An 8,523-nucleotide genomic window follows, 5' to 3' on the forward strand; every position below is an offset into this window, starting at 1 on the left:
TTTTTATCTTTATATTATTAAAATTGAGATACAAATTTATACAACGGAGGCGCTAAAGATGGATGATTTACTGCTTGCTTTGGTAATATGTATAGGGTTGATAGGGTTTGCAGTTTTTTATGTCCTAGTCGCCACTTTTTGGTATATTTCAATCCCGTTATTTTGCATTTACGTATATTTTAAATATTTCAGAAAAGAGAGAAAATTTGAGGCTAGAGTTTTAGAGCCTTAAAACTCTTTTGTAAGCTTCAAGGCTATTTCATAATAATCCACAAACTCGTTAAATTCTAAGCTCATGATGTCTTTTAGTGTAAAGTGCAGGGAGTGCCCTATTAGAGCAATCCCCTCGGTTAGTTTTTTACGTCGATACCCATAAACGCGCTAACCGCTTTAGACAGCTCGCTCCACTCGCTCATCGGCAAAGATCCCAAAAATTCCTTATCCATCTCGCCGTCGCTCATTTCGATCAGCATCAACTTAGCTTGCTCGATCTCGTCTTTGGCTTTTTTTTGGGCATTTTGTAGAATATCTAGCGTCGGAGCTTTGAGCTCCACTGTCTGACCGTCGCTAAACGTAAACTCCGTTTTTGGTATTTCTATTTTTCTAAGCGCCATTTTTAAATTTCCTTTCTTAATTCGTCTATTTGCTTTTTTAGCTCGTCTCTTTTTGTTATGGCTTCGGCAAGATCGTCTGAAACCATCTTAAATTCTTTGACATTAAAAGGCTCGTTTAGCAAAGAGACTAAATTTTCTTTTAGTCTCGCGACTCTTGAGCCCCATTTATATACCTCATCCTCTTTTAGCTTAAGAAGCCCGAAGTTATAAATTTTTCTCTCTTCCGGCGTCATGATATATTCTTTCTGATTGGCTCGTATAGATCCTCGCCGTTTACAGAATATATCTTATTTTCAATGTCATAAGTAATTGCAGGCTTTTTATCAACTTCATATTTAACTGTTATGCAGCTCATTTCGATAGTCATATTTGCCTCTTTATTCATTTCAAATTTTGGAGCTTCAAGAACTTTGATATTGCCCGTAAAAGTTGCGATTATAGGAACATGCTTGCCTTCACTACCGCTATGATTAGCCTTTACATATACCTTTTGCTTAACTTTAGTATTTAAAAGACCAAAATAAGTTTCGCTTACATTATTTACAGTAAATTTTGCAGACAAAGGTTTTAATGTCGGTAATACCAATTCATACTTGCCTATTTCGGAATTCGCCTCAATAGTCTCATGTTCAAATTTTGGCGGCTCAAAATCCACTAGCTCTCCAAAAAGCCCTATGCCGTCTATAAATAAATTTCCACCTGTGATAGCCTGTGCTTTTAACATTTTTTACTCCTCTGTATTTTTAAGCGTTTCTAGCTCGTCTTCATATTCTTTTATTTTTTGCAAAGTCTCGTTTAATAATATATTTTTATTTTTGTAGTTTTGAGTTGTTTCACCCCAGATACTAGATAAAAATTTACTGTTTAAAAACGATACGATAGCCTCTTTTAACTCTCCTATGTCTCTGTTTAATTTATGAGCAATCTCTTTTTGTTCTACTATGCGTCCGATCAGTTCATATTTCTTGTTTGCATTCATCTTACAGCTCCTCTATAAGAACTTGAGAATAATCGGTAACGCGGTAAATTCTATTCGTGATGTTTTTGATTAGAGGCATCTCTTGAACTCTATGTTTTATATAAATTTTACCTTCGCTGATAGTCTCGTTTGTGTTTAATTCAAGCGGCACGGTTACTTCAAATCCGACTGCTACGTTATTTGCCACAAGCCTGCGATAAAATGCCTCAAGGCTATCGACCACGTTTTTAAGCACATCTCGCATTCTTTTATCTATAGCTCTTTTTTGTGCTTCAAATATAGTCTCAATAGCAGTATAAAAGATCACGTAAGTATGCATGCTAGTAAAATCCTCATCTCTTGTTTCACCACCCCATGCACGAATTCCATCATCAACGTATGCTATGGTTATGCCCTCGCTTCTAAGTCTATCGGCTTCACAATCCACACCCTGAATAAACTCTACACTATCTACTATACCGGTAATGCCCGGAATAACTCTGTTTGAGTAGGTCTGCGAGAATCCGTATTCAGTTTCACTCATAACTTTTGCATAAAGAGCTATCAAAAACATACTCATAGGTCTTACTGTTTTATCAACTCTTTTTACTTTTTGATATGTTATGATAGCTGTCTTTGTAGATAGAGTTTGCACTGCAGCTTTTGCGGTTTGTTCGTTAGTGGCGTTAACTTCTATAGCATATACAGCTCTTAAATACTCGCCAAGTTGCTTTAGCTTCTCATATACTCCTGTGTCGTTATACTCAGGAGCAGCTATAAATTTTGGCTTGGCCATAACAACACTCTCAGCCTTTTTAAGCCCGTCAATAGCAGCTAGGCAAGCCGCTAAATCTTCTTGCTTCTTTGCCTCACTATCTGGGTTTTGGCTTGGCCTAAAAGAACTTAGTACAATTTGCGAATGAAGCCCGCATGCTTTTAGATCATCAAGTGCGTTTTTAATCGTGCCGCCTTCTACTTCTTTAATCGCATCCTCGACGGTACTATAAACGTAAAGCCCTGCAACTAGTTTAGTATCGTCTCCGACTATGGCTATGGGTCTTTGATTGTTTATCTCGTATGGGTTTAACGATCCGTTATAAAGTTCAACGTTTACACCGTATTTTGCTGGCATTTTTTCTCCTTTTAAATTTGATTCTTGATTATTACTTTGAAGTTGTCATAATTTATAAAATTTAGTAATCTAGAAAGAGTATCAACCGAGTTATATATTCCTTTATTGTCATCTCTACTACCTACTAATATACATCCCAAAGTATCATCGGGAAAGTTACCGTTATGTATCAAAATATGCCTATCTTTGCTAACCTTTTCATTATAAAGTATCGGTAGTCTCCTTTGAAATCTAGGACTTCTGTAAAATGTGGCGTTATACTCTCCTTCAGGTATTCTTCTGTCTTTATTTGGAGTAACAGTATCTTCTCCCGCAGGCTCCAAGGTAACACCCTTTAATAATGTAATACTTCCGTCTTTTAACTCAAAAGTTCCTACGGTTGCATCTTTAATATTTCTAGTTCTGTCTATGTATAACTTCTTCATACTCTCTCCTTTCGTCATCTTCAAATTCATCATCTCTTTTTTCCGATATACTTTCTATCTTTTTGTCTAAAAATTTATCCATCTTTTTCTTGGCCCATTCAGCACCCAGCCATGCGCCCCAGCCTCCAAGCGCTATGCCAAGCCCTGAACTATGAAACATAAAAAATACTATTTCATAAACCGTAAGGCACACCAGCATTGATGAAAGAGTAGCCACAGTCCCTGATATAAATCTACTCCATCCACTACCCTTTAGTTTTGTGTTTCCGCTGCCTATGCCCAAAATGCCACCTATAAATCCAACAAAAGCTACAAGTGCATAAATAAAAGCATCTTTATCGATATTGTTAAACATCAGTCGCCTATACACTCTTTAAGTAAAATTTCCGACTCTTGATAATATTTAGCTATATCTTTAGCTGTTTTTAGGTCTAATTCATTAAATGTGGGTTTTGGAGGCAATTTAGCCTGGCACTTTACAGGCACTAAAACCTCTTTATACTCTACCTTGGTTATGACTTTAGGTTTTGCGCTACATCCGGCTATCAAAACAGCAAATAGCAAGAGTATTACAAAGACCAGTTTTCTAACCTCTCTTTGACATATATCTCCAAAATCAACAAATGACTTTATAAATCTCATCGTGATAACTCCTTAAAAAGTTCTTCGTAGTAGCTTAGTTTTTTGATGCATTCGCTTTGTCTACTAGGAGGCTTTATCTTGATATACTTTGTTTCAATCTCTTTTTTTACAATAGGTTGTATATTTTTTAACCTCTCGTTATCTTGTGAAATTTGAGCTATCTTTTTGTTTTGATTTTCTATATTTAAATTGCATTTATCCAAATTACCTTTTAGTGTTTGTAGCTCTATCTCTTTTGAGATCATTTTCATATTTGTCGCTTTTATCTCGTCCAATAAAGATAGATTAGAAATTTTATAAAAAGCAGACATGCCAAAGATCACACCCAAAAGAGACGACAAGATCGCTAGCCATATTTTATTGCCCGCCAAAAATCCAAACGCTTTAAAAACAATATTTTTCACACCTATGCTCCATATTTCAATAAATGGTAAGCTCTAACGCTTATATAAAATACATTTCTAGTAAAATAACTAGCCCCACACATTGCCAAAGCATTTTTTAAACTTGTATCTGCAAATCTAAACCCCTCTTTGCAGTCTTTAAATTTAGTATTAGGTATAGTCTGATCCGCTAAATCACAAAGATAATCATGTAAAATAATAGCCTTTAGATATTTTGGTATAAAAGGCGGGTAGATAATATAAAATAGGCGCGGTATATTAGCCCCATTTGTCTTGTACCCTTTTGGTATTTTTATACCTAACATCTCAAAATCCTCTGCAAGCTCGTATCTGTTATCCATAGTAGGAGTAACTTTCATTTTTTTGCTCCTACTCAAATTTAATATCTATAGCGTCAAGGCTAGCCTCATCCTCTGCGCTATCTATAGCGTTTTCTAGTAGCCATTTTTTCTGATACATTTGAACGCCTTTAGTCTGTATGGCTGTTTTTACGGCTTTTAGTTGTGATAAGTCTAGGTTTTTGGTCGTATTGTCATACATTTTAAAGGCTATAGTGCCGTTTTTGCCACATAGATCGATTAATGTCATAACGTTTATTAGATATTGCACCCCGCAATCTATCTCGCCTATGCCATCTACGTAAGTCTTGCTTTTAGCCATAGCTTCGTTAAATTTAGCCGCCAAAACTCCTCTTAAATGCTCTTTGCAGCCTTCGATACTAGCCTTAAAGCTACTCGTCTCACTTAAAAGTATGGGATTGAGCTCACTTGTGATCTCGGCAAAAAACCATGCCTCATCGTCACTACTAAACGGCTGATTAGTCTGCGGATTTACGCTTAAAGCCTTTAGTTCGTCTCCATCTTTATAATATATAGTTGCGTTTTTTATCTCTTGATACTGCATCGGCTCTCCTAGATATTTATCTCGGTGATTTGCACCACGTATTGCTGCTTAAATACTGCGTCAAGAAGCGTCCCGGCGGGATATATGATTTTTACGATTTGGTAATTCGTCGTGTTGTTTAGCTGGGAGCGCACCCACGCCACCCATATAAACCCGCTAGGGCAGATGTCGGAGCTCGGTTTTCTTATTATCCTACGCATTTTCTAACTCCTCGTATGTAATGATGTAGTTTAGTTTTTTGTTTGTTTGGTTGTAGTTAGAGCCCGTGTGAAAAATGATCAACTCCTCCTCGCTATCTAGATACAGCGGGCAGCTAAAGCCGCCTATTACGTGTTCGCCCAGAGCGAGGACTACGCTTTGGGGCGATTTTTTAAAAACAGCTATACCCACATCGTCACGCTTGTAACTATCGTCTTTTAGTTCGAAAGCTCTTACTATGTTATAAAACTCCACCCCTGTTATCACTATCGTTTTACCCTCTTCTCCACTTAGCATCAGATGCTTTTGCTTGTCTGCTAAAATTTGATCCTTTACTCTTTTGATTTTCATTTTTCCTCCTTATTTTTTATCCGAATATGAGCGCGTCGATCAGTGCGTCCGATTGCGTTAAGCTCAAGCTACTATTGCCACCGCCCAATGCGCGCAACATCTCGTCTATCTGCTCTTTGTTATAAACCCTGCTTTTGTCGTATTTTGTAGCTAAAAGCGCATCCGCTTCACTTTTTGTATATGTCGTGATCTGGTCGGCTTTTTGCGCTAATAGATTATCTGTCTGCGTCTTGGTATATGCGTCAAGCTGATCGGGTATCTCCGGTATCAGAGCATCTACTTCCTCTTTTGTATAGGTATCTGCCTTATCCGCCTTATCTTTTTCTACAGATTTAGCAGCAAATTTTTTATCGCATTGCGTTTTTGTGTAAGTATCTATCTTGTCAGCTTTTTTCTTGAGTTCAAATATCACAAATTCGCGGCTCACGCTTGAGATGTCGTTATTGACCGTAAGTGTGATATGCTCACTACTGCTTACCTCGATTACAAAACGAATTTTAAGCTCTTTAGCACTGCCCTCGTCTAAATTGGGTTTATACGTATGAGGCATAGAAGCTACGGCAAAGAGATCGTTTTCATCCGTAAAAATTCCAGCCTCTTTTACGTAAAAGCCACCTTCGCTAGGCGGTATAACGGCCTCTACTATCAGATAGTTAGCATTTTGTGGATCTTGAAGTATTGCGGCTATACCGATGCGGAATTTCTCACTTTTTAACGACGTTTGATCTTTGCTTGGCTCGCCCTCGCCATCTCCTACTGCTAAATGAGTAAGCTTAATGGGGCGCTCGTTAGTTTTGGATAAAACAATAAGCTCGGCGCCTTTATTTGTAAGCAACGTTTTAAATGACATCGTCGCTCCTTTTTGGATTATTTTTATTCATATTCCGACCTCCAAAGTCTCGAGTTCATGCGTAATAATTCCATAATACACTCCTACGTTAGTTTTTACGTTCGTTATGATTTCGGGCATGACACGGATAAATTCGCCATCCACCGCCGCCCCCTTATAAATTTCGTCCGCTTTTATTTTTAAACTGATCTCAAAACCGCCCAAAGTGGATCTGACGTTTTTATAGTTTTCAATCAAATCGTCGAGTTTTTTAAATTTTTCTTTGCTTAAATTTTCTTTGCCGGCTGCCATCTTGAGCTTAAAATGGTAAGGCTCGCCACCGTAATCTTGCCACTGCTTTAGTGTTATATCCCCATAAAAAGACTTTAGCGCCTTTTGAAGAGTAAAAAACGTTCCCTCAAAAAAATAGGTTTTTAAGGGCTCGTTTAAAAGCTCTTTTGTTTCCTCTAAGCTCTGAGATGCCGGCTCGATGTCAAAGGTCTGCGCCAAAAAAGCGCGATTAAAATCATCTTGCTCGTAAAAAAAGCGCTTGTCAAATTTGAGCCATTCTCGCATTTTTTCGCCCATCACCTCATCGACTCGAAACAAGGTATCGTTGTAGGTTCTTAAATCGATCATAAATCTGCCTTCAAAATTTGCAAGCTATTTAGGATTATGAGACTATCGCGGTTTGAGTTTGGGATCGGCGTTTTGATTTCTACGGCGCGAGTATTTTCATCAAATGCTATCTCGATAAGTTGCGAAAAATGTGGAGTAAATCCGATGCTTATGTTTGCAAAATATTCTCTTAGCTTCTCGTCGGCATTTTTTAACACCTCGGCAAACATATAATCTTGTTTTAGCCTAACTTCGATAACGAGGTCAAATTTGATCTGCATCGCTTCTTTCATCAGGACATTGTCGGTGAGAGGCACTCTGTCCTTTAGCGCTTCGGTTATTTTCGCTTCAGCAATATTTTTTTCATATCTCGAAAAATACACGATCTGCACGACGCCCGGACTTAAATGATAAACGTTAGCCTTTGTGATACCCTCAATACTTAGAATATAAAAAAGATAGCTTTTTTGACTTCCCGCAGTGCTAAAACGATGCAAGGCAAGTAAAAATCTATTTCTCAGCTCGTCATCGTTTTCGCGCGCCTTAAAACCGCTAAAGGGTTTTGTCATTTTGATTGCTTTGATATAGATGTTGGGGATCTCTAGTGTCGTCGTTTCGTAGTTTTCCTTAAAATACCCGCCCGCTTCAATCTTAACCGTTGCTTCGTCTGCGATGTTTGCATCCTCGAGCAAAAATGCAAAATGCCCCTTTCCGTCAGTAAATTTGCTGCCTTTGGGCAGAAAAGTAGCCGAATTTACACTTATTTCAAGTTCGGCGATCGGCCTTACTTCCTCATTTCGTTTTATGCCAATTAACGCCACTAGCTCGTCGAGATATTCACCAGTGCTGAAATTTAAATAGTTATTCGCCACCTTGACGTTAATCAGCTCAAAAAAATTATTAAGCCGATACAAAAATATATCGATGAGCGTCATGTAGTCATCGCCGACTAGCGGGATATAATCAAGCTTACCGCTCTTTTGCTTAAACTCCTCAACTATGCTTGCGCGCTCTTTTTCAATGTCTAGAGGCTTGATAAACTGCGGCACTCTTAAAGGTTTCATAAACTTAGCCTCACTTCGTTTTCTTCAAATTCGCCCTTAGCCGTATAGCCGATCCTGACATCCAAAATATTATCAGCTCGCGGCGTTAACTCGATTTTTAGGTTTTCAACGCGAGGCTCAAAGGTTAAAATTTGAGATTTTAAATCGCGTTTTAGAGCCAAAAGCTCGCTTAGCGTCATCTTTTTGTCGATATATCTATCTAGTCCAAACGTCGGGCGCAGGGTTTTAGTTAGTTTTGAAGTTTTGCAAATGCGCCTAATACTTTCAAATTCGCTTATTTGATACATCGTTCATCCTAGAAAAATAAGGCGGCGAAAAGGACAAAATGCCGCCTTACGGCTTTAACGAGGACATAATATAAAAATCGGGCTAGAATTTATACAAG

Annotated in this window: 18 protein-coding genes; 1 reads left to right on the top strand and 17 read right to left on the bottom strand. The window is 38.0% G+C overall.

The window, feature by feature from the left end:
• Positions 1-58: 58 nt before the first annotated feature.
• Positions 59-232, top strand: a complete 174-nt coding sequence (locus CDOM16190_RS09890; protein ID WP_170020585.1) for a hypothetical protein — start codon at positions 59-61, stop codon at positions 230-232.
• A 118-nt stretch (positions 233-350) separates the two neighbouring features.
• Here the strand turns inward: CDOM16190_RS09890 and CDOM16190_RS09895 are convergent, their stop codons facing one another.
• Genes CDOM16190_RS09895 through CDOM16190_RS09975 form a run of 17 tightly spaced genes read right to left on the bottom strand, consistent with a single transcriptional unit; the run spans position 351 to position 8,425 of the window.
• Positions 351-614: a phage tail assembly protein gene (locus tag CDOM16190_RS09895; RefSeq protein WP_170020587.1), complete on the bottom strand. Its 264-nt coding sequence runs from the start codon at positions 612-614 to the stop codon at positions 351-353.
• Between the two features lie 2 nt (positions 615-616).
• Complete coding sequence (locus tag CDOM16190_RS09900) at positions 617-847, bottom strand: hypothetical protein (protein WP_170020589.1); 231 nt, start codon at positions 845-847, stop codon at positions 617-619.
• A complete protein-coding gene (locus tag CDOM16190_RS09905) occupies positions 844-1,338 on the bottom strand; it encodes a phage major tail tube protein (RefSeq protein ID WP_170020591.1) in 495 nt (164 codons plus the stop codon). The genes CDOM16190_RS09900 and CDOM16190_RS09905 overlap by 4 nt, the downstream gene beginning before the upstream one ends.
• Positions 1,339-1,341: 3 nt before the next feature.
• Complete coding sequence (locus CDOM16190_RS09910) at positions 1,342-1,593, bottom strand: hypothetical protein (RefSeq protein WP_170020593.1); 252 nt, start codon at positions 1,591-1,593, stop codon at positions 1,342-1,344.
• 1 nt (position 1,594) lies between these two features.
• A complete protein-coding gene (locus CDOM16190_RS09915) occupies positions 1,595-2,704 on the bottom strand; it encodes a phage tail sheath protein (RefSeq protein WP_170020595.1) in 1,110 nt (369 codons plus the stop codon).
• 11 nt (positions 2,705-2,715) lie between these two features.
• Positions 2,716-3,129, bottom strand: a complete 414-nt coding sequence (locus CDOM16190_RS09920) for a DUF5675 family protein (protein WP_170020597.1) — start codon at positions 3,127-3,129, stop codon at positions 2,716-2,718.
• Positions 3,101-3,484, bottom strand: a complete 384-nt coding sequence (locus tag CDOM16190_RS09925; protein WP_170020599.1) for a hypothetical protein — start codon at positions 3,482-3,484, stop codon at positions 3,101-3,103. Before CDOM16190_RS09925 ends, CDOM16190_RS09920 begins: the two co-directional genes overlap by 29 nt.
• Positions 3,484-3,771: a hypothetical protein gene (locus tag CDOM16190_RS09930; RefSeq protein WP_170020601.1), complete on the bottom strand. Its 288-nt coding sequence runs from the start codon at positions 3,769-3,771 to the stop codon at positions 3,484-3,486. The genes CDOM16190_RS09925 and CDOM16190_RS09930 overlap by 1 nt, the downstream gene beginning before the upstream one ends.
• Positions 3,768-4,175 carry a hypothetical protein gene (locus CDOM16190_RS09935; protein ID WP_170020603.1) on the bottom strand — a complete coding sequence of 136 codons (408 nt, stop codon included), beginning with the start codon at positions 4,173-4,175 and terminating at the stop codon, positions 3,768-3,770. Before CDOM16190_RS09935 ends, CDOM16190_RS09930 begins: the two co-directional genes overlap by 4 nt.
• 2 nt (positions 4,176-4,177) lie before the next feature.
• Positions 4,178-4,534 (bottom strand): DUF1353 domain-containing protein, encoded by a 357-nt coding sequence (locus CDOM16190_RS09940; protein ID WP_170020605.1) that lies wholly within the window; start codon positions 4,532-4,534, stop codon positions 4,178-4,180.
• A gap of 10 nt (positions 4,535-4,544) precedes the next feature.
• The gene (locus CDOM16190_RS09945) at positions 4,545-5,078 is read right to left on the bottom strand and encodes a DUF4376 domain-containing protein (protein ID WP_170020607.1); all 534 of its coding nucleotides are present in this window, start codon (positions 5,076-5,078) and stop codon (positions 4,545-4,547) included.
• 8 nt (positions 5,079-5,086) lie between these two features.
• Positions 5,087-5,278: a hypothetical protein gene (locus CDOM16190_RS09950; protein ID WP_170020609.1), complete on the bottom strand. Its 192-nt coding sequence runs from the start codon at positions 5,276-5,278 to the stop codon at positions 5,087-5,089.
• Positions 5,271-5,627 (bottom strand): hypothetical protein, encoded by a 357-nt coding sequence (locus CDOM16190_RS09955; RefSeq protein ID WP_170020611.1) that lies wholly within the window; start codon positions 5,625-5,627, stop codon positions 5,271-5,273. The genes CDOM16190_RS09950 and CDOM16190_RS09955 overlap by 8 nt, the downstream gene beginning before the upstream one ends.
• 16 nt (positions 5,628-5,643) lie before the next feature.
• Positions 5,644-6,477: a phage tail protein gene (locus CDOM16190_RS09960; RefSeq protein ID WP_170020613.1), complete on the bottom strand. Its 834-nt coding sequence runs from the start codon at positions 6,475-6,477 to the stop codon at positions 5,644-5,646.
• A 27-nt stretch (positions 6,478-6,504) separates the two neighbouring features.
• A complete protein-coding gene (locus tag CDOM16190_RS09965; RefSeq protein WP_170020615.1) occupies positions 6,505-7,095 on the bottom strand; it encodes a phage tail protein in 591 nt (196 codons plus the stop codon).
• Positions 7,092-8,138 (bottom strand): baseplate J/gp47 family protein, encoded by a 1,047-nt coding sequence (locus tag CDOM16190_RS09970; RefSeq protein WP_170020617.1) that lies wholly within the window; start codon positions 8,136-8,138, stop codon positions 7,092-7,094. The genes CDOM16190_RS09965 and CDOM16190_RS09970 overlap by 4 nt, the downstream gene beginning before the upstream one ends.
• On the bottom strand, positions 8,135-8,425 hold the full coding sequence (locus tag CDOM16190_RS09975) for a GPW/gp25 family protein (protein ID WP_170020619.1): 291 nt from the start codon (positions 8,423-8,425) through the stop codon (positions 8,135-8,137). Before CDOM16190_RS09975 ends, CDOM16190_RS09970 begins: the two co-directional genes overlap by 4 nt.
• Positions 8,426-8,523 lie beyond the last annotated feature (98 nt).

Source organism: Campylobacter sp. RM16190 (assembly GCF_012978835.1).
Taxonomy (GTDB): domain Bacteria; phylum Campylobacterota; class Campylobacteria; order Campylobacterales; family Campylobacteraceae; genus Campylobacter_A.